Source organism: Streptomyces sp. Ag109_O5-10, from assembly GCF_900105755.1.
Classification (GTDB): domain Bacteria; phylum Actinomycetota; class Actinomycetes; order Streptomycetales; family Streptomycetaceae; genus Streptomyces.
The window spans coordinates 3270932-3296938 of sequence record NZ_FNTQ01000001.1; the positions used below are offsets into that span (position 1 = coordinate 3270932).

Consider the following 26007-nt stretch of genomic DNA (forward strand, 5'->3'; position numbering starts at 1 on the left):
TGACGGGACGCCACCGCCCGCACAAGGCCCAAAAGCCTGTTCGCGCGCCTCCCCAGCCCCCTGGCGAGGCGCTACCGGCTCGCGCACGTCCGAAGGGGGCCGCTCGCGGGGTTCCTCGCGCCCCTGACGGGGCGCCGCAGCCAGGGGGTGTTTCAGGTGAGGCGCTGTGCGGCCGCTCGTACGCGTTCGTCGGTCGCTGTCAGGGCCACTCTGACGAACTTCTCGCCGGCCTCGCCGTAGAAGTCGCCCGGTGCGACGAGGATGCCCAGGTCGGCCAGGTGGGAGACGGTCTGCCAGCAGGACTCGTCGCGGGTGGCCCAGAGGTAGAGGCTGGCCTCGCTGTGTTCGATGCGGAAGCCGTGGGCCAGGAGGGCCTCGCGGAGGACCGTGCGGCGGGAGGCGTAGCGCGCACGCTGCTCCTGGACGTGGGTGTCGTCGGAGAGGGCCGCCACGACCGCCGCCTGCGTCGGGGCCGAGGTCATCATGCCGCCGTGCTTGCGGATCTCCAGGAGGGGGCCGAGGACCGCCGGGTCGCCGGCCAGGAAGGCCGCGCGGTAGCCGGCGAGGTTGGAGCGCTTGGAGAGGGAGTGGACGGCCACGACGCCGTCGTACGAGCCGCCGTTGACCTCGGGGTGCAGGACCGAGACCGGGTCGGCCTCCCAGCCCAGTTCCAGGTAGCACTCGTCGGAGAAGAGCAGGATCCCGTGGGTGCGGGCCCAGGCGACGATCTCCGTCAGTTCCCGCTGGGACAGCACCTTGCCTGTCGGGTTGGACGGGGAGTTCAGCCAGAGGAGCTTCAGGTTCGCCGGGTCGAGGTCGCGCGGGTCGTCGTAGACCTCGTACTCGGCGCGGGCGAGGCGCGCGCCGACCTCGTACGTGGGGTACGCGAGGCGCGGGTAGGCCACGCGGTCGCCGGGGCCGAGGCCCAGCTGGGTGGGGAGCCAGGCGACGAGTTCCTTGGAGCCGACGATCGGGAGGACGTGGCGGTGCGTGACGTCCCGGGCGCCGAGGCGGCGGGTGACCCAGCCGGTGATCGCGTCGCGCAGCGCCGGGGTGCCCCAGACCGTGGGGTAACCGGGCGAGTCGGCCGCGTCGATCAGGGCCTTCTGGATCAGGTCGGGGACCGGGTCCACCGGAGTGCCGACCGACAGGTCGACGATGCCGTCCGGGTGCGCCGCTGCCGTCTTCTTGTACGGTTCCAGCTTGTCCCAGGGGAAGGTGGGCAGACGGTCGGAGACTGCGGACACGATTCCTTGCTCACTTTCTTCGGTACGACCGGTACGGCAAACGCCTCGGCCCCGTACGGCGCCGATCGGGCGTGATCAGGCCGTACGGGACCGAGGCGGCACGGTGTTGCGGGGGGGGCCGCCGGTGCGGACTACTCGGCCTGCGGGGGCAGCGCGGCGATGAACGGGTGATCGCGCTCGATCAGACCCAGCTTGCTGGCGCCGCCCGGGGAGCCGAGGTCGTCGAAGAACTCGACGTTGGCCTTGTAGTAGTCCTTCCACTCCTCGGGGGTGTCGTCCTCGTAGAAGATCGCCTCGACCGGGCAGACCGGCTCACAGGCTCCGCAGTCGACGCATTCGTCCGGGTGGATGTACAAGGACCGCTGGCCCTCGTAGATGCAGTCGACCGGGCACTCCTCGATGCACGCCTTGTCCTTCACGTCGACACAAGGCTGCGCGATGACGTAGGTCACGCTGTCGTTCCTCCTCGATTGGGCGCTGGCGGGCCTCCGTAGGCTCCGCCGCCTGGCGCGCGGGAGCGCGGCGTCGTCGATGCCCGCCCCTAGTATCTCCGTTCCTGGGCATGATCCGAACAGGAGGGGTGAACTGACCAGTGGAAATCTCTGCCGCAGGACGCTTCGAAGTCCTTATCACCGCTGCTGACGTGGGCAAACGGGTGTCGGTGCGCCGTTTGGCCGGTAGTGGTGCCGTCGGGGAGAAGTTCACCGACACGGTGGGTGTTCTCACATCATGGGACGACGACGGCATGCTGACGATCACACGGCGGGACGGGGAAACCGTCCGGATACCGGAGTCCGCGCTGGTGGCGGGGAAGGTGGTGCCGGCCGCTCCGGCGCGCCGCCGCGGTCCCGCCGCCTCGTACGGGGAGCTCGCGCGTGTCGCGTCGCGCGGGTGGCGTCCGGTGGAGAGCGAGCGGCTCGGCGAGTGGGAGCTGCGGGCCGCCGCGGGGTTCACCCGGCGGGCCAACAGCGTGCTGCCGCTCGGTGATCCCGGGCTGCCGCTGGACGCGGCGCTGATGGCCGTACGGCGGTGGTACGGGGAGCGGGCGCTGCCCGCGTACGTGCAGACCGCGACCGGCGCCGAGGGCACCCAGGAGCTGCTCTGCGCGGAGCTGGAGCGGCGCGGGTGGCAGCGTGAGGTGAGTGCCGAGCTGTGGACCGGTGGGCTGGCACCGGTGGCGGACCGGGCCGAGGGGGCCGGGGTGCTGCTCTCCCGGGCGGCCGGCGAGGACTGGCTGGAGCGGTACCAGCGCAAGGGCGTGAGCGAGGTTGCGCTGAAGGTGCTCGGGGGCGGGCCGTCGGTGTGGTTCGCGACCGTGCCGGGGGCCGGGGGAGGTGCCCCGGCGGCGATCGGGCGGCTGGTGGTGGACGGCCGGTGGGCCGGGTTCGCCGCCGTCGAGGTGGATCCGGGGCTGCGGCGGCGGGGGCTGGCCACCGAGGTCATGGCGGCGCTGGCCCGCCGGGCGCTGGCGGAGGGCGCGTCTGCGGCCTGGCTGCAGGTGGAGACGGACAACGCGGGGGCGCGGGCGCTGTACGGGCGGCTGGGCTTCGCGGCGCACCACGCGTACCACCACTACCGGGCGCCGGGGGCGGACGGCTCCTGAATCCGGGCGGCGAGGCGGTACCGATCATTGCGAAGGGGCACGAAACAGCTATGGCTTCCGGTCAGCCACATCCACGTCCACGTCCGCCGTCGCCGGAGCGGGCCGCCGAGGTACGGCGGCGGTTCGCCGAGGAGGCGCGGTCCGAGCGGCCCGATCTGGCGGCGCTGTGCCTGCTGACGGGCGCGGCGGCCGACGGTTCGCTGGACGAGGACGGGATCGACGCGGCGCAGATGGAACTGGACCGGCTGGCCGGGCAGCTGCCGTACCGGCCGGGCGGCCCGCACGCGTGGGCGACGGCGGCGCAGCGGGTGCTGGGCGAGCGGTTCAGCTTCCGGGGCACCGCCGGGGACTACCAGCGGCTGGAGTCCTCGCTGCTGCACGAGGTGCTGCGGCGGCGGCGCGGGCTGCCGATCCTGCTGTCGGTGGTGTGGCTGGAGGTCACGCGGCGGGCCGGGGCGCCGGTGTACGGGGTGGCGCTGCCGGGGCACTTCGTGGTCGGGTTCGGGGCGGCGGAGGAACAGGTGCTGGCCGATCCGTTCGACGGGGGGCGGGTGCTGACCGGGGCGGACGCGGAGTTGCTGGTGGTGGGGGCGGCGGGGGTGCCGCTGGAGCCGGCGATGCTGGAGCCGGCCGACCCGTTGGACGTCGTGCGGCGGATCCTGAACAACGTACGGGCGTGGGCGGCGGCCCGTCCCGAACGGTCGGACGTGGGCCTGTGGTCGGTCGACCTCTCCCTGCTCCTGCCGTCGCATCCCGCGCGGCTGCGGTACGAGCGGGCGCGACTGCTGGTGGAGCGGGGCGAATTCATCGACGGGGCCGAGGAGTTGGAGAAGTACGCCGGGTTGATCGACGTGGTCGACGAGGGCGCGGCGGAGAAGGTGCGGGGGGAGGCCAGAGCGGCACGGGCCCGGCTCAACTGAGGCCGTGTGCGGGCCCGTTGGCCATAGTGGCTTCGGTGCGTGAGCGGCTGCGGCCGTGTGGGCGCTGGTCGCGCAGTTCCCCGCGCCCCTGGGTGGGATGCGCTCCCGGCACCGATCCGGCACCGTCCCTCACCCTGCACGCCCCTCGCCCCGCCGCGACGGCGCTCAGCCACCGCGGTGCGGGACGGCGGTGCCGGACTCACGGGGAGCGGGCCTCTACAGCCAGCCCTTCTCGCGGGCGATGCGGACGGCTTCTGCCCTGTTGCGGACCGCGAGCTTCTGGATCGCTGTGGAGAGGTAGTTGCGTACCGTGCCCTGGGAGAGGTGCAGCGCCGCTGCGAGTTCGGCGTTGGTGGAGCCGTCGGCGGCGGCGCGGAGGACGTCCCGCTCGCGGTCGGTCAGGGGGTTGGCGCCCTCGGCGAGGGCCGCCGCCGCGAGGGTGGGGTCGATGACGCGTTCGCCGGCGAGGACCTTGCGGATCGCTTCGGCGAGCTGGGCGGCGGGGGCGTCCTTGACGAGGAACGCGTCGGCGCCCGCCTCCATGGCGCTGCGGAGGTAGCCGGGGCGCCCGAAGGTGGTGAGGACGACCAGTTTCACCGCCGGCAGCGCCTTGCTGAGCTGGGCCGCCGCCTCGATGCCCGTACAGCCCGGCATCTCGATGTCGAGCAGGGCGACGTCGATGTCGTGCTGCCGGGCCGTGGGCAGCACCTCGTCGCCGCGGGCGACCTGGGCCACGACCTCGATGTCGTCCTCCAGCCCCAGCAGGGCGGCCAGCGCCTCGCGGACCATCGACTGGTCCTCGGCGAGGAGGACCTTGATCGTGCTGCTCATGCCCCGGATCCTACGGCCATGCCGGAGCCCAGCGGGACCCGGGCGACCAGCCGGAACCCGCGCTTGAGGCGGCCTGCCTCCAGAGTGCCGCCCGCCTTCTCCAGGCGCTCGGTGAGCCCGGTGAGCCCGTTGCCGGCGCCCTTGCCGGAGCCGCCCGAACCGTTGTCCTCGACGGCGAGTTCGAGGACCGGGCCGTCCAGGGTCTGGCGGCGCAGCAGCTCCACCGTGCAGACGCTCGCGCCGCTGTGCCGTACGACGTTGGTGATCGCCTCGCGCAGCGCCCAGGCCAGGGCCGCCTCGCCGTCCTCCGGCACGCCGGCGAGGTCGGGGTCGGCCGGGACCTCGGCGGTGACCGCGGCGGCGGCCAGGGCGACCTGGGCACCGGCCAGCTCGGCGGCGAGCCGGGGCCGCCGGTAGCCGGTGACCGCCTCGCGGACGTCCACCAGGGCCTGGCGGCTGACCTGTTCGATGTCGGAGACCTGCTGGGCCGCCTTGCCGGGGTGGTCGGGCAGCATCCGGCCGGCCAGCTCGCTCTTCAGGGTGATCAGGGAGAGGGAGTGGCCCAGCAGGTCGTGCAGGTCGCGGGCGAGGCGCAACCGCTCCTCGTTGGCGGCCAGTTGGGCGACCGTGGCGCGGGCCTTGCGCAGCTCGATCGTGGTGGCGACGAGTTGCCGTACGCCGGTCATGGAGTAGCCGACCAGGAGCACCACCAGGAACAGGCCCCAGGCGTCGTCCAGGGCGTGGGCGTGCCAGCCCGCCAGCATCATGGCGACGGTGGTGACCGGGATCGTCCAGTAGGCGACGCGGAGCGGGAAGGTGACCCCGCACATCACGGAGACGTACACGAACAGGCCGAGCCAGGAGCTGCCGAGGCCGAAGGCGAGGACGACCGCGAGCGTCCACTCCACGGCGACCGCGGCGGCGACGACACCGCCGCGGAACGGCCGGCCCATCTGGCGGAAGACGATGGTCAGGTAGATCCCGACGAACGCCGTCAGGCCCGCCGAACCGGCCGCCGTGGCCCCGGTGGTGTGGTGGCCGGACGTCAGGTCGTCCACCGGGGAGCCCAGGAACACCAGCCACGGCAGCACCCACACCAGCTTGCGCACCGCCTCGCCCCGGTTGCGCGGCGGCTGGCCGATCCGCACCAGCCGGTCCGCCCGTGCCTCGTCCTCGGACCGCAGGTCTTCCGTCATCGTGCTCACGCCTTCAGCGTGTCCTTCCGGTACAGCCAGGCCGCGCCGCCGACGAACAGGGCGAAGAAGACGACGAGGATGGCGATGTCCTGGGCTTTCGGGGCCTGGCTCTGCTCGATGGCCCGTCCCAGTGCAGCGTACGCGTGCGTGGGCAGCCACTTCGCGATGTCCTGGAGCCAGGTCGGGAAGGACGAGGACGGCCACCACAGTCCGCCGAGGATCGACAGGCCGAAGTAGGTGATCATCGTGATCGGGCGGACCGCGTCGCCGCTCGCCAGGTACCCGATGGCGACGCCGAGCGCGGCGAAGACCAGGCTGCCTGCCCAGATCGCGCCGGTGAGCGCGAACCACTGCCAGGCGTCGAGGCGTACGTGCTTCACCGAGGCGGCGACCAGGAAGACGACCACGATGGAGGGGAGGCTGACCACGGCCGCGCTGGCGGTCTTGGCCAGTACGTAGCCGCGGCCGGGCAGGGTGGTCAGGCGCAGCTGCCGTACCCAGCCGCTCTCGCGCTCCTTGGCGATGCGCTCGCTGTTGCCCATCAGGACGGCGGTGAGGGCGCCGAAGGAGGCCATGGAGACCATGACGTAGGCGGCGACGGACAGGCCGGAGTTGTCGACGGTCTCGCCGGTGCCGCCCTGACTGGCGACCAGCAGGAAGATGATCGAGGGGTAGATCACCGAGAAGAACAGGAACTTGCGGTTGCGCAGGGCGCGGGCGAGTTCCAGCTTGATCAGGGCGTTCATGACTGCGTGGCCTCCTTGGCCTCTTCGGCCTCCGTGATGGCGACGAAGGCCTGTTCCAGGCCGAGCCCGGCGACTTCGAGGTTGCGGGGGTAGACACCGAGGCCGTACAGGGCGTGGACGGTGGCGTCGGCGTCGGACGACTGCATGCGGATGGTCTGGCCGCTCCCCGCGGCGGAGCCGCCTTTTGACACCGTGACGGCGGTGAGGAAGGGCAGAGCCCGCAGCGGGGCCTCGTCGATCTCGCCCTCCAGGTCGAAGGAGATCCTCCTCGCTCCCGCCTTCGCCTTGATCTCGGCGGCCGTGCCGTCGGCGAGCAGCCGCCCCCGGTGCAACACCAGCACCCGGTCGGCGATGGCGTCGGCCTCTTCGAGGTAGTGGGTGGCGAACAGGACCGTCCGCCCCTGGTCGGCCTGTTCGCGCATGGTGGCCCAGAACGCCTGGCGGGCGGAGACGTCCATGCCGGTGGTCGGCTCGTCCAGGACGATCAGGTCGCTGTCACCCGCGGTGGCGAGGGCGAAGCGGACGCGCTGGGACTGGCCGCCGGAGAGCTTGTTGACCTTGCGGTCGGCGATCTGCGTGATGCCCGCGCGGGCGAGGACGTCGGTGACCTTGTACGGCTTGGGGTGCAGCCGGCAGGCGAGCTTGACCAACTCGGCGACCGTGACCTCGTCCATCAGGCCGCCGCTCTGCAGCATCGCGCCCACGCGTCCGGCGACGATGGCCTCGCGCGGGCTCAGGCCGAACACGCTCACCTTGCCGGCGTCGGCCTGCTTGAGGCCGAGCAGCAGGTCGAGCGTGGTGGACTTGCCCGCGCCGTTCGGTCCGAGCAGGGCCACGGTCTCCCCCGGGTGCAGCCGCAGCGAGAGCCCGTCGACGGCCCGCACGTTCCCGTAGGTCTTGCTCACTTCGTCGAACCCGACCACCACCGGGGTCCCGGTGGCCGTCGTCGCCGCTGTCGTTGTCATGCCTCCATGCTGGCGGCGACCCCCTGTCCGGGGGCAGTGTCGGGCGTCCGGAGAGCCGCATGACAGATGTCATGAGCAGCGCCTGACATACGCGAAGGAGCGCCCGGTGAGCACCGGACGCCCCTTGGGCCCCATTCTTCAGGACACGCTGATCAGCATCCTCGCGTGCCGCTCTCAATGTAGGACTCCGTACCGCCCCACCAGATTCCGCCGACAGCCGCGACACAGTAGTTCGCCGTGCCGGTCACGCCGACAGGACCCGCCTGGTACGAGTAGGAACCGCTGTCCACTGGGGAGTTTTGGGTCGGGGTGCAGACCTTCCCCGTGCCCGACGTCTGCGAGCAGCGAAGGATCTGGACGTCGGTGGTAGCGGCAACGCCGTAGGACACGCCACGGTGGTAGAAGCACGCGCTGTTAGTGCCGCCATTGCTGCTGTTGTAGTAGATGACCAGCTCACCTATGACGCTCCCGCTACGGGAGACAGTCGCATCGTAGGTGATGGTGCCGGAGCACGAGGTGGCGGCCTGCGCGGGGGACGCGAGGAACAGGCCGGCTCCGGCGAGCATGAGCAGGCTGGAGAGGAAGACCATGGCGCGACGGATCGAGTGCATGCAGATTCCTGTCTGAGTCGGATGCCGACGAGATGGATCTTGCAGAGAGCCGGGGCACCGTATCACCGACCTGAGCTCAACTCTGCCTAATAAAAGGGTTGTTGGTGACGACGCCTAACCACGGCACACGACGAGAGGCACCCGGTGATCACCGGGTGCCTCTCTCCCTCTTGTTCCACTAGCTCGGGTTCGTGTCGATGACACCCACCCGGTTCGTCTTGCTCAGCAGGGCCTGGCGCAGGGCGACGTAGACGTCCTGCGGGGTAACGGCGGTCTTACCGCCGGTGGCTCGGGTGATCTTGACCCCGTCGAAAGCGCCGCCGTAGAGCTCCTTGAGCGCGTTCAGGTCGGGGCTGTCGACGAGCTTGCCGTTGACGGCCTTCACCCGGAGGAACTTCCACAGGGAGTTCTGCGGGCTGAACGGCACCGGGGTGCCGGTGTCTGCCTTGACCGTGACCAGCGCGGACATCGCCGGCTCCGCGAACGCCTTCATCTCGCGGTCGACCTCGGCGTTGGAGACCGTCGGCTGCACGGTGGTCGTCGGGACGGTGACCGGGGAGGAGGTGTCGGTCTCCACCATGGTCCGGTACGCCTGCTCGACCGCCTTCGTGGAGGCGGCCGCGTCGATGCCCTTGCCCGCCTTGCCGTAGACCGCGACGGCCTTGCCGGAGACGAACTTGATCGTGCCCTCGGTGACCGAGCCGGAGCTGCCGCCGAGGCCCTTGAGGGCGGCCTGGAGCTTCTCCTCGTCGACCGGCATGTCGGGGTCGACGACCCGCTTCTGGCCGAACAGGGAGCCGACCACGGAGACCGGGTTGTAGTCGCTCTTGGCGGCCGCCTCGACGGTGCTCTGGATGTCGAACTGCAGGCCCGCCTGGTCCGGCGGCAGCGAGACGGTCTTGCCGTCGACGGACAGCTTCAGCGGCTGGTTCACCCGCTTGCCGAACGCGTCGTCGAGCTTCTTGACCGCGTCGTCACGGGTGCCGCCGCCGATGTCGACGCCGAGCACGGTGGTGCCCTTGGGCACGTCGGAGTGGTTCATGAGCAGCCCGGCGCCGTAGAGTCCCACGCCGGCCACCACCACGACACCGCCGAGCAGCGGCAGCTTGCCGCGCTTCTTCTTTGCCTTCGTCTTGCCCTTGTTCTTCCCCTCGGCCGGGGGCGGCGAGACCGGCTCGGGCAGCTTCGGGGGCGTGTGCGGCAGCGGCCCGTCGGCGGGGGCGCCCGGCGCGAACGGGGAGCCCGCGCCCGGCGGTACGACCGGGATGCCGCTGGTGACGGTCTGCCCTGAGACATTGCCGGCCGGGGATCCGTAGCCGGGCATGCCCGGTCCCGGGGCGGGCTTCTGCGGGGTGAGGATCGCGGTGTCGTCGCTCAGGCCGCCGCCGGGGAGGCCGGGGGCGGTGCGCACGCCGGGCCCGGCCTGGGCGCCGCGGGCGCGGGGACCGCCGGGGGCCGCGGGACCCGCGGGACCGTTCGGGGCGCCGAAGTGCTCGCCGCCGTTGACCGGCGGGACGAACGGGCCGTCGCCGGTGACCGGGCCGCCGGTGGGGCCTGCCGGGCCCTGCGGGCCGGCCGGGCCGCCGGGACCGCCCGGCCCGCTGAAGCCGCTGGGGCCGCCGGGACCGGCCGGGCCGCCGCCGGGCACGTCGGGGCCGCCCTGGGTGCCGTTCTGGCCGCCGTTGTCGGAGAAGTACGGCAGGTCGTCGCGGCGGGCGTCGCCGCCGCCCGGCGCGCCGTTCCGGGAGCCGCCGAGCGGGCCCGCGGCGAGTGCCTCGGTCACGTCGAAGGAGCCGGTGCCACCGCCGTGGCCGGGGGCCACCGGGCCGCCGGTCGCGCCCGCGGGCAGCCCCGCGCCGTTGGTCCCGCCGGGCCGGGACGTGCCCGGCACGCTCATGGCGCCGACCACACCGCCGGGACGGCCGCCGCCGGGCCGCGCACCGCCATGGGTCGCCGGGCCGCCCGCCGCGGTGCCGTTCGGTGCCGCGGCGGGGGAACCCGCGGGCGTACCGGCGCCGTTGGTGGCGCCGCCGCGCGGACCGCCCTTGGCCGGGCCGGACTTGCGCGGCGCGAACCAGTCGCTGGCCTTCTCCTCGCCGCCCGGCGCGGGCGGCTGCTCGGCGGCGGGCGGCTCCACGGTGCCGGCGGACATGGCGGCGCCTGCCGGTCGCGCGTGGGAGCCCGTCTCCTCGCCCGTGCCACCCGTGCCGCTCGGACCGCCCGCGACGGCCGTGCCGCCCTCGACGTCCGCGACGGGGGTACGGACGACCACGGGCGGAATCGGCCGGGAGCCGGGGATGTTGATCCGGATCCGGGTCGTCAGCGTGGTCTCGGTCTTGCGCTCCTCCGGCTGCGCGGCCGAACGGGCCGCGGCCGTACCGTCGTCGGAAGCCATGGGGGTCCCGTACGGCGGCGTGCCCGAGGGGTATGCGGATCCACCGCGTCCGTCGGGCCCGGAGGACGGAGTGTCAGTTTCACGACTCAAGGCAGGTTCTCCCGGTTGGCTCCACCGCCCGTGACGACCTCGCTGGGACGGCTCGGCGGCGCGCACCACCATACTGGCCACTTCTGACGCTTATCCCATGACCGCTGGGGAAACCCACACCTGACTCGCACGGGTGCCCCACCGCGAAGTGGTACGTCACTTGCCAAGTCGGGCGTCGCCGCCTCCGGGTTGCCGCCCCAAACCCATTGTGGCGCAGATCACAGCCAGCGCCATGCCGCCGAGGAGGAAGAGGTACGAGCCGCCTCCCGCGCCGAACAGGAAGTCGCCCTCCGGTCTGCTGGCGGTGAGGAAGATGACCGCGACGACCCAGCCGAACGCGGGTGCGACGGCTCCGGATCGGCTCGCCAGGGCCCGGGCTCCGCCGAGGAAGAGCCCCGCGGCGCCGGCCAGGGCCAGCAGCAGCCCACCCGGGAACCACCCGGCCTGGACGAGGGCGCCCGCGGCGCCGACCACGGCTCCGAGCACGACCAGCCCGACGAGGGCCGCGACCCGTCCGGCCGAGGGCGCGCGCAAGGGCTGCGCGAGCATCGAACCGCGTCCGTCGGAACTCATGACGCCTCCCCGAGGCCGGCGAAGAGATCGGTCTCGCGCGCCGCGCCCGGCTCGCCGCCCACCAACTCGTAGAACTCGGTGGTGAACAAGGGCTGGGCCAGCTCGTTGGAGAGCGCGAAGTAGCGGGCGCCGTGCGGCGCCACCTCGACCTGGGTGGCGTGGGCGGCCATCGCGGCGGCCTTGGCGTCGGCGTACGCGGCGCCGTCGATCTCGGTGGTGACCCGGCGGTCGTCGACCACGCCCGGTACGTCGTCGACGGCGGCGGACTTGGCGAAGGGCAGCCCCGGCAGGTCGTCCCGGAGCCTGGCGAACGCGGCGTCGGCGACCGTGCGCGGGACGCGGTTCCAGTAGACCTTGGCGATGCGGTGGCCGGCCCGGGCGGCCAGTTCGACGGCTCTCATGGCGACCCGGTGGGCCTGGATGTGGTCCGGATGGCCGTACCCGCCGTTGTCGTCGTACGTGACGAGGACCTGGGGGCGGGTCTCCAGGACGACCTCGGCCAGGTGCCCGGCGGCCTCGTCGACGTCGGCCTGCCAGAAGCAGCCGGGCACGTCGTTGTCGGGCACGCCCATCATCCCGGAGTCGCGGTAGCGGCCCGGTCCGCCGAGCAGCCGGACGTCGGCCACGCCGACCTCGCGCATGGCCGCGGTCAGCTCGCCGAGCCGGTACTCGCCCAGCGCGGGACCGGTGAGGTGCCGCAGCCCGGGCGGGATGACCTCGCCACCCTCACCCAGGGTGCAGGTGACCAGCGTCACGTGGGCACCCTGGGCCGCATAGCGGGCCATGGTGGCGCCGTTGTTGATCGACTCGTCGTCCGGGTGCGCGTGCACGAGCAACAGACGCCGGGTGGGCAGTTCCGTCATGTGCCCACCCTACGAAACGACACCGACAGTGCCGCGCAGCCCGGGTCGGCCGGTGCGAGAAGTGACCGGGGTCAGAACTTGATGCTGCCGATCATGCTGGCGACGTTCGTCGTCAGATCGCTGATCGTCGGCGCCACGGTCGAGGAGGCGAGATAGAAACCGAGCAGCATGCACACCACTGCATGACCGCCCTTCAGACCCGACTTCTTGATCAACAAGAAGACGATGATCGCCAGCAGCACCACCGCCGAAATCGAGAGTGCCACGGCGGCTCACCTCCAAAGATCCCAGGGATGCGGGGGGTTCGGACTATGGGGGTTGTAGATCACGTTGTGGATCGGTACAGCAATTCCATGCGCACGCCAGCAGGTTCATACCCACTCAGCGGTAGTGATCATAACTATGCGTGCTCGCGCATCGCTCGGCGCACGGCCGCACAAGGGGGCGCATGGCCAATATGGTCGGGGGATGACGACCGAGGCTGTCTCATTCCCCCGCCGGCACGCCCGCACCCAGCGTTTCACGCTCGGCGCGCCGCGCGCGTTCACCGTGGCCCCCGACGGCTCCCGCGTGGCGTTTCTGCGCTCCGGCTCCGGCACCGACCGCTCCAACTCCCTCTGGATCCTTGACCTGCCGAGCGGCGAGGAGCGCCTCGCGGCGGACCCCCGCACCCTGCTCGGCGGCGCCGAGGAGCACCTCTCGCCCGAGGAACGGGCCCGTCGCGAACGCAGCCGGGAGGGCGGTGCCGGCATCGTCGGCTACGCCACCGACGCGGCCCTGGAGTTGGCGTCTTTCGCCTTGTCAGGACGGCTTTTCACGGCCGAGCTCCGGGCCGGTACGGCACGCGAACTCACCGTCCCCGGGCCGGTGATCGACCCGCGCCCGTCCCCCGACGGCCGCCATGTGGCGTACGTCGCGGCGGGCACCCTGCGTGTGGTCGGCGCCGAGGGCGAGGGCGACCGGGCGCTCGCCGAGCCGGAATCGGAACAGGTCACCTACGGATTGGCCGAGTTCATCGCGGCCGAGGAGATGGGCCGTTCGCGCGGCTTCTGGTGGTCGCCGCAGTCCGACCGGCTGCTCGTGGCGCGCGTGGACGACACGCCGGTGCAGCGGTGGTGGATCGCCGACCCCGCCCACCCGGAGCGTGAGCCACATCATGTCGCCTACCCGGCGGCGGGCACCCGGAACGCCGACGTACGCCTGTTCGCCCACGGCCTCGACGGGACGCGCACGGAGATCTCCTGGGACCGGGCGCGCTACCCGTACGTGGCGCATGTGCACTGGTCAGAGGCGGGTGCCCCACTCCTGCTCGTACAGGCGCGCGACCAGCGCAGCCAGCTGTTCCTGGCCGTGGACCCGGAGTCGGGGGCGACCCGGATGGTGCACGCCGACGAAGATCCAACATGGCTGGAACTGTTCGCCGGCGTGCCCTGCTGGAGCCCCTCCGGACAGCTGGTCCGGATCGCCGACGAGGGTGGCGCACGCGTGCTTGCGGTGGGTGAACGTCCGCTCACGGGGCCCCAGTTGCACATCCGTGCGGTGCTCGACGTGACCGCCGACGACGTGCTGGTTTCCGCGTCCGCGGGCGAGGAGGCCGAGTCCCCCGAGATCGGCGAGGTGCACGTCTACCGGGTGAACGAGCTCGGCGTGGAGCGCGTGTCGCAGGAGCCGGGCGTGCACACCGCCGTGCGCGCCGGGGGCGTGACCGTACTGGTCTCCGCCACCTTGGACAGCCCGGGCGCCCGCGCCCAGGTACTGCATGACGGAAAGCACCTGGCGACTGTCACGTCATACGCCGAAGACCCCGGTTTGTCCCCGCGCGTGAGGCTCACCGAGGGGGGCGCACGTCGAATTCCGTGCGCCGTGCTTATGCCACGGGACTACCACGGGGACACTCCCCTTCCGGTTCTGCTGGACCCGTACGGGGGTCCGCACGGCCAGCGGGTGGTCGCCGCGCACAACGCCCACCTCACCTCCCAGTGGTTCGCCGACCAGGGTTTCGCGGTCGTCGTCGCCGACGGCCGGGGCACCCCGGGCCGCTCACCGGCCTGGGAGAAGTCCATCAAGGACGACGTCGCGGCGACCGTCCTCCAGGACCAGGTCGACGCCCTCCAGGCGTTGGCCGCCGACTTCCCCCTCGACCTGAGCAGGGTGGCGATCCGCGGCTGGTCCTTCGGCGGCTACCTCGCCGCTCTCGCGGCCCTGCGCCGCCCGGACGTCTTCCACGCGGCGGTGGTGGGCGCCCCGGTGACCGACCTGCGCCTGTACGACACCCACTACCAGGAGCGCTACCTCGGCGACCCCGGCCAACAGCCGGAGGTATACCGCCGCAACTCGGTGATCGACGACGCCGGTCTGGTCGAGGCCGCCGAACCGCACCGCCCGATGATGATCATCCACGGCCTGGCCGACGACAACGTGGTCGTGGCCCACTCCCTGCGCCTCTCCAGCGCCCTGCTGGCAGCCGGCCGCCCCCACGAGGTCCTGCCCCTGTCGGGCGTGACCCACATGACCCCACAGGAACAGGTGGCGGAGAACCTGTTGCTGCTCCAGCTGGACTTCCTCCGGCGCGCTCTCGGACTGAGCTGAGCCACAGCGCTCCACAGAGCACCGCGACCACCAACCGAGGAACCCCGACGAAGCACCGGCCAGGTCCGCGAGAGCGGCGCCGGTTCAGGCGCAAAAGCGGCAACGGGCCGGAGCGACATGGCGCGCTCCGGCCCGTTTACGGCACCCGCACGGCCGTACGCTGAAAAGAGTGCCGCGTCCGTATATCGAGACCGGGTCGGAGAAGTTGCCTGCGTGTTAACGCGATTGGTGCACATACGCCCCGTTACGCACCCGGGTTACCAAGATCGTCCGGCGGCACGACCTGCTTCTCCTCCGCGAAGTGGCAGGCGGAGTCATGGGCCGCCGGCCCCGGCACGAGCCGGAAGGCGGCGGGGACCGCGAGCAACGGCACCTCCACCGCGCACCGCTCCTCGGCCTTCCAGCACCTCGTGCGGAACCGGCATCCCGACGGAATGTCCGTCGGCGACGGCACGTCCCCGCTCAGGATGATCCGCTCCCGGTGCTCCCGCGCCTCCGGGTCCGGCACCGGCACCGCGGAGAGCAGGGCCTGGGTGTAGGGGTGGGTCGGGTGTTCGTAGATCTCCTCGTCCTTGCCGATCTCCACGATCCGCCCGAGGTACATCACCCCGACCCGGTCCGAGATGTGCCGCACGATCGACAGGTCGTGGGCGATGAAGACGTACGACAGGTCGAAGTCGTTCTGGAGCCGGTCCAGCAGATTGATCACCTGGGCCTGCACGGAGACGTCGAGCGCGGACACCGGTTCGTCGGCGACGATCACCTCGGGGCGCAGCGCCAGCCCGCGCGCGATGCCGATGCGCTGCCGCTGGCCGCCGGAGAACTGGTGCGGATAGCGGTTGATGTACTCGGGGTTGAGCCCCACGACGTCCAGCAGTTCCTGGACCCGTCTGCGCCGGTCGCCCTTGGGGGCCGCCTCCGGGTGGATCTCGTACGGCTCCCCGATGATGTCGCCGACGGTCATCCTGGGGTTGAGGGAGGTGTACGGGTCCTGGAAGACCATCTGGATGTTGCGGCGGACGGCCTTCAGCGCCCGTCCGCTCAGCCTGGTGATGTCGTCACCCTTGTACTTGATCGACCCCGCAGTCGGCCGCTCGAGGTTGACGAGCATCTTGGCGACCGTCGACTTCCCGCAGCCGGACTCCCCGACGATGCCGAGCGTCTCTCCCTTGTCGAGTACGAAGTCGACGCCGTCGACGGCCTTGACGGCACCGATCTGTTTCTTGATCAAGATGCCCTGGGTCAAGGGGTAGTGCTTGACCAGTCCACTCACTTCCAGGATCGGCTCAACCACCCGCTCAACCATTGAGGCACTCCCTCCAGAAGTGACAGGCGCTGCCCCGGTGTTGATCCACCGGATACAGCGGCGGTTCGTCGGTGCGGCACACGTCCTGGGCCATCGGGCAGCGCGGGTTGAAGGCGCACCCCGGTGGGATGTCCATCAGGTTGGGCGGCAGACCCTTGATGGCGTAGAGCTCCTGGCCCTTCTGGTCGAGGCGCGGGATGGAGTCGAGCAGCCCGCGCGTGTAGGGGTGGGCCGGCGCCTTGTAGATGTCGTGCACGGGCGCCGACTCGACGATCCGCCCCGCGTACATCACGGCGATCCGGTCCGCGACGTCGGCGACCACACCCAGGTCGTGCGTGATCAGGATCAGCCCCATCCGGTACTCGCGCTGCAGCTCCGCGAGCAGGTCCATGACCTGGGCCTGGACGGTCACGTCCAGGGCGGTGGTCGGTTCGTCGGCGATGACGAGCGCCGGTTCGAGGGCCAGCGCCATGCCGATCATGATGCGCTGGCGCATGCCCCCGGAGAACTGGTGCGGATAGTCCCGCACCCGCTGGGCTGCGGCCGGAATCCGCACCCGGTCCATCAGCTCGACGGCCCTGGTCCGCGCGTCCTTCCTGGACATCCCCCGGTGCACGACGAACATCTCGCCCAGCTGGTCGCCCACGCTCAGCACCGGGTTGAGCGCCGACAGCGCGTCCTGGAAGATCATCGCCATCTCGGCGCCCCGGATCTTCCGCCGCTCCTCTTCCTTCAGCTTCAGCAGGTCGCGGCCCTGGAAGAGGATCTCGCCCCCGCCGATCCGCCCGGGCGGCACGTCCAGGATCCCCATCACGGCCTGGGCGGTCACCGACTTCCCGGACCCGGACTCGCCCAGCACGGCCAGCGTCTCCCCCTCGTCGACGGCGTACGAGACGCCGTTGACCGCCTTCGCGACCCCGTCTCGCGTCCGGAACTCCACGTGCAGGTCACGCACTTCGAGCAGCACGGCGGCGCTCACCTCAGCTTCGGGTCGAGGGCGTCGCGCACCGCGTCGCCGAGCATGATGAAGGCCAGGACGGTGAGCGCGAGGGCCCCGGAGGGCCACAGCAGCGCGTGCGGGGCGTTGCGGATGTAGGGCGAGGCGGCGGAGATGTCGATGCCCCAGGAGACGCTCGGCGGCTTCAGGCCGACGCCGAGGTACGACAGCGTCGCCTCCAGGGCGATGTACGTGCCGAGCGCGATGGTCGCGACGACGATCACGGGGGCCACCGCGTTGGGTGCGATGTGCCTGAGGAGGATCCGGGAGTTGGAGGCGCCGAGGGCGCGGGCGGCCTGGACGTAGTCGTTCTGTTTGGCGGTGATCACCGAGCCGCGGGCGATCCGGGAGATCTGCGGCCAGCCGAGCAGCACCATGAACCCGATGACGGGCCAGACCGTATTGCTGGTCACCACCGAGAGGAGGACGAGACCGCCGAGGACGACCGGGATCGCGAAGAAGACATCGGTGATCCGGGACAGCACCGAGTCCCAGACGCCGCCGAAGAACCCGGCGAGCCCGCCGAGCACCGACCCGAACAGCGCGACCCCGAGCGTGGCGCACACACCCACCGTGACGGACGTACGGGCGCCGTACACGGTCCGCGTGTAGACGTTGCAGCCCTGCCCGTCGTAGCCGAAGGGGGCGCCCGGCCGGGAGCCCTCCTGGGCCAGGGCGAGGTCGCACTTGAGGGGGGAGCCGGAGGCGATCAGGGACGGCCACAGGGAGATGACGACGAGGAAGAGGATGACGAGGGCGGAGACGATGAAGACCGGGTTGCGCCGCAGGTCCCGCCAGGCGTCGGACCAGAGGGAGCGGGGCTTGGCCGCGGGACCGGTGCCGAGCGGTCCTCCCGGCGTCCGTTCCAGCGTCTGCGCCTCGCTCGCCGCCAGGTCCATGGCCCCGCCCATGCCCGTCCCGGCGATGGCCCGGTCCTGCTCGAACGGCTGCTCAGGCATAGCGGATCCTCGGGTCGAGTACGGCGTAGAGCAGATCCACCAGGAGGTTCGCCACCAGGAACACCAGGACCAGCACGGTCACGAACCCCACCACCGTCTGGGTGTTCTGCCGCAGGATGCCCTGATAGAGCTGGTAGCCGACGCCGTGGATGTTGAAGATCCGCTCGGTGACGATCGCACCGCCCATCAGCGCGCCGATGTCGGTGCCGATGAAGGTGACGACGGGGATGAGCGAGTTGCGCAGCAGGTGCCTGGTGACGACCCGGCGGCGGGGCAGCCCTTTGGCGACGGCCGTACGGACGTAGTCGCTCCGCTTGTTCTCGGCGATGGAGGTGCGGGTCAGCCGGGTGACATAGGCGAGCGACACGGACGCGAGCACCAGCCCCGGCACGATCAGCTCCCCGAAGGCGGCCTCCGGGGAGACGGAGGGTCTGATCCAGCCCCACTCCACGCCCAGCAGCAACTGGAGCAGCAGACCGGTGACGAAGGTCGGTACGGAGATGACGACCAGGGTGGCCAGCAGCACCCCGGTGTCGACGGGGCGCCCGCGCCGCAGCCCGGTCACCACGCCCAGCGTGATGCCGATGACGACCTCGAGGACGATGGCCACGACCGTCAGCCGGATGGTGACGGGGAACGCGGTGGACATCAGCTCGGTGACCGGCTGCCCGTTGAACGCCGTACCGAAGTCGCCGGTGAAGACGTTCCCCATATAGGTGAGGTATTGCTGCCACACCGGCTTGTCGAGCCCGAACTCCTTCTTCAACTGGGCGGCGGTCGCCGGGTCGCAGGCGCGCTCGCCGCACAGCCCGGCGATCGGGTCGCCCATGACGTTGACCATGAGGAAGATCAGCAGCGTGGCCCCGACGAACACCGGGATCATCTGGAGCAGCCGCCGGACGACGTAGCGTCCCATGCCGGTTCAGCTGACCTTGATCTCGTTGTAGACGGGGACGCTGAACGGGTTGAGGGCCACGTTCGACAGCCGCTCGGAGTAGCCGGCGCTGCCGTTCTGGTACCAGAGCGGAATGGCGGCCATGTTGTCGCGGACGACTTCCTCGGCCTGCTGGAAGGTGGACACGGCCTTGGCGGTGTCGGTCTGGGCGTTCGCCTGGTCGACGAGTCTGTCGAAGTCCTTGTTGGACCACTTGCCGTCGTTGGAGGAGGCGTTGGTGTAGTAGAGCGGCTGGAGGAAGTTCTGGATGAGCGGGTAGTCCATCTGCCAGCCCGCGCGGAACGGCCCGGTCATCTTGTGCTGCCCGATCTGGTTGCGGAAGTCGGCGAACGTGCCGACCGGATTGCCGACGCACGCCTTGTCGTTGCCCAGTGCGTTGTTGATGGAGTTGCACACGGCGTCCACCCACATCCTGTGCGAGCCGGTGTCGGCGTTGTACGTGATTTTGAGCTGGCCGCCGGGCAGTCCCCCGCCCTCCTGGATGAGCTTCTTGGCCTGGGCCGGGTCGTAGTCGCAGGCGCTCCCGCACAGCCCTTCCTTGAAGCCGCCGGCCGCGCCGAGCACGGGCGAGGTCCAGTCGGTGGCCGGGGTGCGGGTGTTCTGGAAGATGGTGTCGGTGATCTGCTTCCGGTTGATGGCCATGGAGATGCCGGTGCGGACCTTCTCCGCACCGCTCTTGTTCCAGGCGCTGTCGTAGTAGGGGAACGCGAGCGTCTGGATGATGCCGGCCGGAGTGTTGATGTAGCGGTTGCCGAGATCGCTCTTGACGTTCTTCAGCTGCGACGCGGGAACGTCGTCGACGAGATCGAGGTTGCCGGCGATGAGGTCGGTGTAGGCGGTGTCGCTGTCCGTGTAGACCTTGAGGGTCACTCCCCCGTTCTGCGCCTTGTCGGCACCGGGATAGCCGTCCCATTTCCTCAGGGCCATCTGCGAGCCCTTGGTGTAGGACTCGATGCGGTACGGTCCGTCGCCGACCGGTTGCGCCAGCCAGCCGGCGTGGTCGGTGAAGAAGGTCCGCGGCAGCGGGGCGAAGGCCGCGTAGCCGAGGGTGTCGGGGAAGCTGGAGAACTTCTGGTTGAGCGCGACGGTGAAGGTCTTGTCGTCGACGACCTTCAGCCCGGAGAGCGTGTCGGCGCTCTGTGAGCCGCCGGCCGGGTGGACCTTGTCGTAGCCCTGGATGTAGCCGAAGAAGTAGGCGTTCTTCTGGTTGTTCTTGAGGCTCGCTCCGTAGTTCCAGGCGTCGACGAACGACTTGGCGGTCACCTTCTCGCCGTTGCTGAAGGTCCAGCCGTCCTTGAGCGTGATCGTGAAGTTCTGCGAGTCGCTCGTGTCGATCTTCTGGGCGAGCATGTCCGTGGCCTTGCCGGTCCTCGGGTCGTACTTCTTCAGACCCCGGAAGATCATGTCGAGGACCTTGCCGCCCTGGACCTCGTTGGTGTTGGCCGGCTCCAGGGGGTTCTGCGGGTCTCCCCAGGAGGAGCTGAGCACGCCGCTCTCGCCTCCGCCACCCCCGCTGCCTCCGCCGCCCCCGCAGGCCGTGACGGCGAGCGCCACCACGACCGCACAGGCCGCCCCTCGGGCGTGCGTGGCTGAACGCATGGCGTGCCTCCTCCGTGAAGGGTGATCGGTGGACCGGCGGGTCCCCGGATGACCCGCTATCGGTCAATATCGACCGAACAGGTCGATATCGCTCCCCCACTGCACCGAACGGAGGGTTCCCGGAGACCCCATGCCGACCTTTAGAGGGACACGTCACCCGATTGCGGACACCTCTCCGGGACCCTCTTGAGGATCTTGTGACGGTGACGCAATGGATCTCCGGACAACGATGCCGAAACGTTGGATTGCGACCCGCCGATGTACGCATTTCGGCACCCTGGCGTCCGCATAACGAACGCATTGCCCGTTTCGCGTAATTAGCCCGAACTAAAGCACGGTGCGATTACGGCGCGCTACCCGCGTAGCTACGAATCGGTCATGACCAGGCAAAGAAAGTAAAGACAAACCCAAGTCGGCCCAGAATTTATTGACCTTGAATGAATTACGTTGAAAAAGTCCGGCGTAGCCCGTAGGGGAGAGTGCCCTGCGGAGTCATCAGACCCTCCCTTGGGCCAGGAGCACCATGACCCCCCCAACTCCATCCGCGGCCCCGCTCGAGGTGTCCGACGAGAGCGCTGAGAAGTCGACCACTTCTCCCGACTCGAAGGCCGGCGCGAGCAGGTCCCCAGGACAGCTCGCGTGGCGGCGCTTCAAGCGCGACCGTACGGGCGTCATATCGGCGATCATCGTGATCTTCTTCTTCGTGATCGCGCTGGCTGCGCCGCTGATATCCAAGCTGTACGGGAAGGACCCGTACACGACGTACGCGAGCCAGGACCCGAGCCTGCTGGACGCCTTCTCGTACCCGGCGGGCGCGAACGGCGGCATGAGCTCGCAGTTCTGGTTCGGCATCGAGCCGCAGCTGGGCCGTGACGTCTTCACCTTCCTGATCTACGGCATCCGGACCTCGTTGGGTATCGCCCTGGCCGCCACCCTGATCACCACCGTCGTCGGCGTCGTGGTCGGTGTGACTGCGGGCTACCTCGGCGGCAAGACGGACTACCTCGTCGGCCGGATCATCGACATCGTGCTGTCGATCCCCTCGACGCTGTTCATCATCGCCTTCATGCCGGTGGTGTTCGGACTGTTCGTCGCCGCTGACGACAACATCCCGACCTGGCTGCGGGCCGTCGCGCTCATCTTCATGATGTCCTTCTTCGGCTGGGCGTCGATCGCCCGTCTGCTGCGCGGCCAGGTACTCGGCCTGCGGGAGCGGGAGTTCGTCGAGGCCGCCAAGGTGACGGGGGCGTCACCGGCGCGCATCGTGTTCAAGGAACTGCTGCCGAACCTGTGGACCCCGATCCTCATCCAGTCCACGCTCATGCTCCCGGCCTACGTGACCGCGGAGGCGGGCTTCGCCTTCCTCGGTGTCGGCATGATCGACCCCACCCCCGACTGGGGCGTCATGATCCAGCGAGGCGCCCAGTTCTACACCCAGGACTTCACCTTCATGCTCTTCCCGGGCCTGGCCATGGTGATCTTCGTCCTGGCGTTCAACCTGCTCGGCGACTCGGCGCGCGACGCGCTCGACCCGAAGTCCAAGCGCTGACCCATCTCTCATCTGCCGGCCCGGTCAACGTCGTCCGGCTGGTCCCGTCCCACCCATAAGGCAGGGTTGCTGTGTCTTTTTCCCGCAGAAACTTCATGATCGCCACCGGCGTGGTCGCCGCCTCTAGCGCGGTGCTGACCGCCTGTGGCGGCGGCGGCAGCAAGTCGTCGGGCAACAAGATCCCCTCGGTCAGCAAGGCCAAGCAGAGCAAGATCGCGGTCGGCACGAAGGCCGACTCGACCGGCCCGGCCCCCGAGGTCGCCGGCGCGGTCAAGGGCGGGACCATCTACGGCCTCGACCAGTTCGACATGGACCACCTCGACCCGGCCCAGATCTACGTCTCCACCGAGATCCTCATCACCACGCCGATCATGCGCGGTCTGACCGGCTACAAGCTCGACTCCAAGGGCGGCGCCACCCTCGTCGGCGACGTCGCCACGGACGCGGGCACCGCCAAGGACGGCGGCAAGACCTGGTCGTTCACGATCAAGGACGGCATCAAGTGGGAGGACGGCTCCGACCTCACCATGGAGGACGTCCGCCACACGTTCGAGCGCCTCTTCGCCTCGTTCGTGACGGAGGGCCCGCGCTACGTCCAGCAGTTCCTGGTCGGCGGCGACAAGTACAAGGGCCCCTACGAGGGCAAGCACCTCGACTCCATCGAGATCGACGGCAAGACCATCACCTTCCGCCTCAACCAGGCGCGTGGTGACTTCAACTTCACGCTCGCCGAGCGCGCGTACTCCTTCGTGAAGAAGTCGAAGGACACCAAGGAGAAGTACGACAAGCAGCCGTTCTCCTGCGGCCCGTACAAGATCTCCGCCCGCGACATCGGCAAGTCCCTGACGTACACCCGCAACGAGCACTGGGACGCGGCGACGGACCCGATCCGCAACGCGTACCCGGACAAGTACCTCTTCCAGTTCGGCTTCGAGCTGCTGGCCTCGACCGACCGCTACATCGCGGACAAGGGCAACGACCAGTACACGATGTCGATCTTCAACGAGATCGCCCCCGAGCGCATCGCCACGGTCCTCACCGACGCGAAGCTCAAGGAGCGGGTGCTCACCGCGGTCGACACGGTCACCTACTACTGGCCGATCAACACCACCCGGATCACGGACGTCAAGGTCCGCCAGGCCATCAACTACGCCTGGCCGAACCAGCAGCTGCAGACCATCCGCGGCGGTGCGTCCACCAGCGAGATCGCCACCACGATCTTCAGCCCGGTGACGCCCGGTTTCACGGACTTCGACCTCTACGGCAAGAAGACGAAGCCCGGCGGCGACCCGGTCAAGGCCAAGGCCCTCCTCAAGGAGGCCGGCAAGCTCGGGCAGAAGCTGGTCATCGCGTACCAGACGTCCGACAACGCGGTGAAGCAGGCCGTCGCGATCAAGAACGCGCTGGAGGCCGCCGGCTTCACGGTGGTCAACAAGCAGCTCGACAAGTCGACCTTCTACACGCAGATCGGCAAGATCGACAACACCTACGACCTGTTCGCGGCCGGCTGGAGCCCGGACTGGCCGGGCGGCTACTCGGTCTTCTACCCCTGCTGGGACGGCGACAACATCGGTGACGGGCGCAGCAACTACGCCCAGCTGAAGAACGCGAGCGTCGACAAGGCGATCGCGGCCGCCTCTCTGATCACCAACGCGGACGAGGCCAACAAGGCCTGGGGTGCCATCGACAAGCAGGTCATGGAGCTCGCGGCCTGCGTCCCGGACTACCACGCCATCCGCAACTGGATGCACGGTTCGAAGGTCGGCGGCTTCGTCTACGACGCCGGCAACACCGGCATCGCGCTCACCAGGCTCTACGCCAAGGCGTAGGCGCCACACGGCATCAGGGGCGGCCCCCACCCGGGCCGCCCCCACCGGCTCCTCACCCCTCACGCCCCGGCAACGGCGCCCCGTCCGGAAAGTCCTGACCCCATGTTCCGCTTCCTTGTCCGCCGTACGATCGGCGCGCTGGTCATTCTGCTGATCATCAGCGCCATCACGTTCTGGCTCTTCTACGCCGTTCCGCGTGACCCGGCCATGATGTCCTGCGGCAAGAACTGCACGCCGGCCTCGCTGGCGCAGATTCGGCACAACCTGGGCATCGACCATCCGATCCCGGTCCAGTACTGGTCCTGGCTCAAGGGCATCTTCGTCGGGCGTGACTACAGCGGCTTCGGGCACTGCAACGCGCCGTGCCTCGGCTACTCCTTCGCCAACAACGAGCCCGTCTTCGGCACGATCATGGACCGGCTGCCGCTGACCCTCTCGCTCGCCTTCGGCTCGGCCGTCATCTTCCTGATCTTCGGTGTCGGCGCCGGCATGATCGCCGCGCTCAAGCAGGGCAAGTTCCTGGACAAGTTCGCGAGTTCGGCGTCGCTGCTCGGCTCCTCGCTGCAGATCTACTTCGTCGGCTACATCGCGCTGTACTTCTTTACCTTCAAGCTGGGCATCCTCGACCAGCCCTCGTACACGGCACTGACCGACAACCCCGTCCAGTGGTTCTCGGGTCTGCTGCTGCCGTGGATCGTGCTGTCGATCATCTTCACCGCCAACTACACCCGTATGGCCCGGTCCCAGCTGGTGGAGCAGCTCGGCGAGGACTACGTCCGCACCGCCCGGGCCAAGGGCCTCTCCGGCGCCAACGTGTTCCTGCGCTTCGCCTGGCGCGGCGCGATGGGCCCCATCGTCACACTGTTCGGCATCGACCTGGGCACCCTGATCGGCGGCGCGATCATCACCGAGCAGGTCTTCAGCCTCCAGGGCATCGGCCGCCTCTCGGTGACCTCCGTCATCCAGAGCGACCTGCCGATGCTGCTCGGCGTCACGGTGCTGTCCGCGGCCGCGATCGTGTTCTCCAACATCATCGTCGACGCCGTGTACGCCTTCATCGACCCGCGGATCCGGCTCGCCTGACCTCCGCCCCCGACCCCTACCCCCCGCATCATCCCCAGGAGCGTCCCCGTGACGAGCACCGATCAGCAGCCGTTCCTTTCCGTCAAGGACCTAAAGGTCCACTTCTCCACCGAGGACGGCATCGTCAAGGCCGTCGACGGGCTCTCCTTCGACCTCGTGAAGGGCCAGACGCTCGGCATCGTGGGTGAGTCGGGCTCCGGCAAGTCCGTCACCAACCTCACGATCCTGGGTCTCCACGACCGCGACCGTACGGCGATCGACGGCGAGATCCTGCTCGACGGCAAGGAGCTGCTCACGGCCTCCGAGCGGGAGCTGGAGAAGCTCCGCGGCAACAAGATGTCGATGATCTTCCAGGACGCGCTGGCCTCGCTGTCGCCGTACCACACCATCGGCACGCAGATCTCCGAGGTGTACCGCAAGCACACCGGCGCTTCCAAGAAGGAGGCGCGGGCGCGGGCGATCGAGATGCTGAAGCGGGTCGGGATCCCCCAGCCGGACGTCCGGGTCGACGACTACCCGCACCAGTTCTCCGGCGGTATGCGCCAGCGCGCGATGATCGCGATGGCCCTGGTCTGCGACCCCGAGCTGCTGATCGCCGACGAGCCGACCACCGCGCTCGACGTGACGGTCCAGGCCCAGATCATGGACCTGCTCAAGGACCTCCAGCAGGAGTTCGGCACGGCGATCATCTTCATCACCCACGACCTCGGAGTCATCGCCGACATCGCGGACGACGTCCTGGTGATGTACGGCGGCCGGTGCGTCGAGCGGGGCACGAAGAAGCAGGTGCTGGGCAATCCGCAGCACCCGTACACGCTCGGTCTGCTCAACTCGATGCCGGCGCTGGACGGACCGGTCGACGTGCCGTTGTCGCCGATTCCCGGCTCCCCGCCCTCGCTGCTCAACCCGCCGTCCGGCTGCCGCTTCCACCCGCGCTGCGCGTTCGCGCAGAAGGTCCCGGGCGGCAAGTGCTCCAGCGTGCAGCCGGTGCTCGAACTGGTCGAGGGCCGCGGCTCCGCCTGCCACCTGGACCTGAGCCGGCGAGACGAGCTCTTCGCCGACCACGCGACCGCTGCCGGCCACAACTGACGGACACGAGAC

23 protein-coding genes are annotated in these 26007 nt (G+C 69.9%); 7 read left to right on the forward strand and 16 right to left on the reverse strand.

What is annotated here, in order from left to right; genetic code table 11:
- Positions 1–152: 152 nt before the first annotated feature.
- Together BLW82_RS14900 and fdxA are read right to left on the reverse strand one after the other, a co-directional pair.
- Positions 153–1247: a bifunctional succinyldiaminopimelate transaminase/glutamate-prephenate aminotransferase gene (locus tag BLW82_RS14900; RefSeq protein ID WP_093499255.1), complete on the reverse strand. Its 1095-nt coding sequence runs from the start codon at positions 1245–1247 to the stop codon at positions 153–155.
- A gap of 131 nt (positions 1248–1378) precedes the next feature.
- Positions 1379–1699, reverse strand: a complete 321-nt coding sequence (fdxA, locus tag BLW82_RS14905; protein ID WP_089098949.1) for a ferredoxin — start codon at positions 1697–1699, stop codon at positions 1379–1381.
- A gap of 140 nt (positions 1700–1839) precedes the next feature.
- On the opposite strand from fdxA, the gene BLW82_RS14910 reads away from it, so the two are divergent.
- On the forward strand, positions 1840–2850 hold the full coding sequence (locus BLW82_RS14910) for a GNAT family N-acetyltransferase (protein WP_093499256.1): 1011 nt from the start codon (positions 1840–1842) through the stop codon (positions 2848–2850).
- A gap of 50 nt (positions 2851–2900) precedes the next feature.
- The gene (locus tag BLW82_RS14915) at positions 2901–3770 is read left to right on the forward strand and encodes a transglutaminase-like and tetratricopeptide repeat-containing protein (RefSeq protein WP_093499257.1); all 870 of its coding nucleotides are present in this window, start codon (positions 2901–2903) and stop codon (positions 3768–3770) included.
- A gap of 216 nt (positions 3771–3986) precedes the next feature.
- On the opposite strand, the gene BLW82_RS14920 is transcribed toward BLW82_RS14915, so the two are convergent.
- The 9 genes from BLW82_RS14920 to BLW82_RS14960 all read right to left on the reverse strand — a co-directional run bounded on the left by BLW82_RS14920 (position 3987) and on the right by BLW82_RS14960 (position 12306).
- On the reverse strand, positions 3987–4601 hold the full coding sequence (locus BLW82_RS14920; RefSeq protein ID WP_093499258.1) for a response regulator transcription factor: 615 nt from the start codon (positions 4599–4601) through the stop codon (positions 3987–3989).
- A complete protein-coding gene (locus BLW82_RS14925) occupies positions 4598–5797 on the reverse strand; it encodes a sensor histidine kinase (protein ID WP_093508053.1) in 1200 nt (399 codons plus the stop codon). Before BLW82_RS14925 ends, BLW82_RS14920 begins: the two co-directional genes overlap by 4 nt.
- A 5-nt stretch (positions 5798–5802) precedes the next feature.
- Complete coding sequence (locus tag BLW82_RS14930) at positions 5803–6543, reverse strand: ABC transporter permease (RefSeq protein WP_093499259.1); 741 nt, start codon at positions 6541–6543, stop codon at positions 5803–5805.
- Complete coding sequence (locus tag BLW82_RS14935; RefSeq protein WP_093499260.1) at positions 6540–7508, reverse strand: ABC transporter ATP-binding protein; 969 nt, start codon at positions 7506–7508, stop codon at positions 6540–6542. Before BLW82_RS14935 ends, BLW82_RS14930 begins: the two co-directional genes overlap by 4 nt.
- A 152-nt stretch (positions 7509–7660) precedes the next feature.
- Complete coding sequence (locus BLW82_RS14940; protein WP_093499261.1) at positions 7661–8119, reverse strand: hypothetical protein; 459 nt, start codon at positions 8117–8119, stop codon at positions 7661–7663.
- Between the two features lie 178 nt (positions 8120–8297).
- Entirely contained in the window at positions 8298–10604 is a 2307-nt protein-coding gene (locus tag BLW82_RS14945) for a hypothetical protein (RefSeq protein ID WP_093499262.1), read from the reverse strand.
- Between the two features lie 156 nt (positions 10605–10760).
- Positions 10761–11177 (reverse strand): DUF6113 family protein, encoded by a 417-nt coding sequence (locus tag BLW82_RS14950; RefSeq protein ID WP_093499263.1) that lies wholly within the window; start codon positions 11175–11177, stop codon positions 10761–10763.
- Entirely contained in the window at positions 11174–12040 is an 867-nt protein-coding gene (gene mshB / locus BLW82_RS14955) for an N-acetyl-1-D-myo-inositol-2-amino-2-deoxy-alpha-D-glucopyranoside deacetylase (RefSeq protein WP_093499264.1), read from the reverse strand. Before mshB ends, BLW82_RS14950 begins: the two co-directional genes overlap by 4 nt.
- A gap of 71 nt (positions 12041–12111) precedes the next feature.
- Complete coding sequence (locus BLW82_RS14960) at positions 12112–12306, reverse strand: hypothetical protein (protein WP_046733847.1); 195 nt, start codon at positions 12304–12306, stop codon at positions 12112–12114.
- 202 nt (positions 12307–12508) lie between these two features.
- On the opposite strand from BLW82_RS14960, the gene BLW82_RS14965 reads away from it, so the two are divergent.
- Positions 12509–14629 carry a S9 family peptidase gene (locus BLW82_RS14965; RefSeq protein ID WP_093499265.1) on the forward strand — a complete coding sequence of 707 codons (2121 nt, stop codon included), beginning with the start codon at positions 12509–12511 and terminating at the stop codon, positions 14627–14629.
- 244 nt (positions 14630–14873) lie between these two features.
- Here the strand turns inward: BLW82_RS14965 and BLW82_RS14970 are convergent, their stop codons facing one another.
- From BLW82_RS14970 to BLW82_RS14990, 5 genes are read right to left on the reverse strand one after another with little or no spacing between them, the layout of a single operon-like run.
- Entirely contained in the window at positions 14874–15935 is a 1062-nt protein-coding gene (locus tag BLW82_RS14970; RefSeq protein WP_093499266.1) for an ABC transporter ATP-binding protein, read from the reverse strand.
- Positions 15928–16902: an ABC transporter ATP-binding protein gene (locus BLW82_RS14975; protein ID WP_093508054.1), complete on the reverse strand. Its 975-nt coding sequence runs from the start codon at positions 16900–16902 to the stop codon at positions 15928–15930. Before BLW82_RS14975 ends, BLW82_RS14970 begins: the two co-directional genes overlap by 8 nt.
- 8 nt (positions 16903–16910) lie before the next feature.
- Positions 16911–17891 (reverse strand): ABC transporter permease, encoded by a 981-nt coding sequence (locus BLW82_RS14980; protein WP_093499267.1) that lies wholly within the window; start codon positions 17889–17891, stop codon positions 16911–16913.
- The gene (locus BLW82_RS14985; protein ID WP_093499268.1) at positions 17884–18807 is read right to left on the reverse strand and encodes an ABC transporter permease; all 924 of its coding nucleotides are present in this window, start codon (positions 18805–18807) and stop codon (positions 17884–17886) included. Before BLW82_RS14985 ends, BLW82_RS14980 begins: the two co-directional genes overlap by 8 nt.
- A gap of 6 nt (positions 18808–18813) precedes the next feature.
- Positions 18814–20445, reverse strand: a complete 1632-nt coding sequence (locus tag BLW82_RS14990) for a peptide ABC transporter substrate-binding protein (RefSeq protein WP_093499269.1) — start codon at positions 20443–20445, stop codon at positions 18814–18816.
- Between the two features lie 523 nt (positions 20446–20968).
- Between BLW82_RS14990 and BLW82_RS14995 the strand changes: the two genes are divergently transcribed.
- The 4 genes from BLW82_RS14995 (at position 20969) to BLW82_RS15010 (ending at position 25995) form a co-directional block, all read left to right on the forward strand.
- Positions 20969–21994 carry an ABC transporter permease gene (locus BLW82_RS14995; RefSeq protein WP_093499270.1) on the forward strand — a complete coding sequence of 342 codons (1026 nt, stop codon included), beginning with the start codon at positions 20969–20971 and terminating at the stop codon, positions 21992–21994.
- Between the two features lie 95 nt (positions 21995–22089).
- Positions 22090–23823 carry an ABC transporter substrate-binding protein gene (locus tag BLW82_RS15000; protein ID WP_256215803.1) on the forward strand — a complete coding sequence of 578 codons (1734 nt, stop codon included), beginning with the start codon at positions 22090–22092 and terminating at the stop codon, positions 23821–23823.
- A gap of 102 nt (positions 23824–23925) precedes the next feature.
- On the forward strand, positions 23926–24906 hold the full coding sequence (locus BLW82_RS15005) for an ABC transporter permease (RefSeq protein WP_093499272.1): 981 nt from the start codon (positions 23926–23928) through the stop codon (positions 24904–24906).
- A gap of 48 nt (positions 24907–24954) precedes the next feature.
- Positions 24955–25995: an ABC transporter ATP-binding protein gene (locus BLW82_RS15010; protein ID WP_093499273.1), complete on the forward strand. Its 1041-nt coding sequence runs from the start codon at positions 24955–24957 to the stop codon at positions 25993–25995.
- Positions 25996–26007 lie beyond the last annotated feature (12 nt).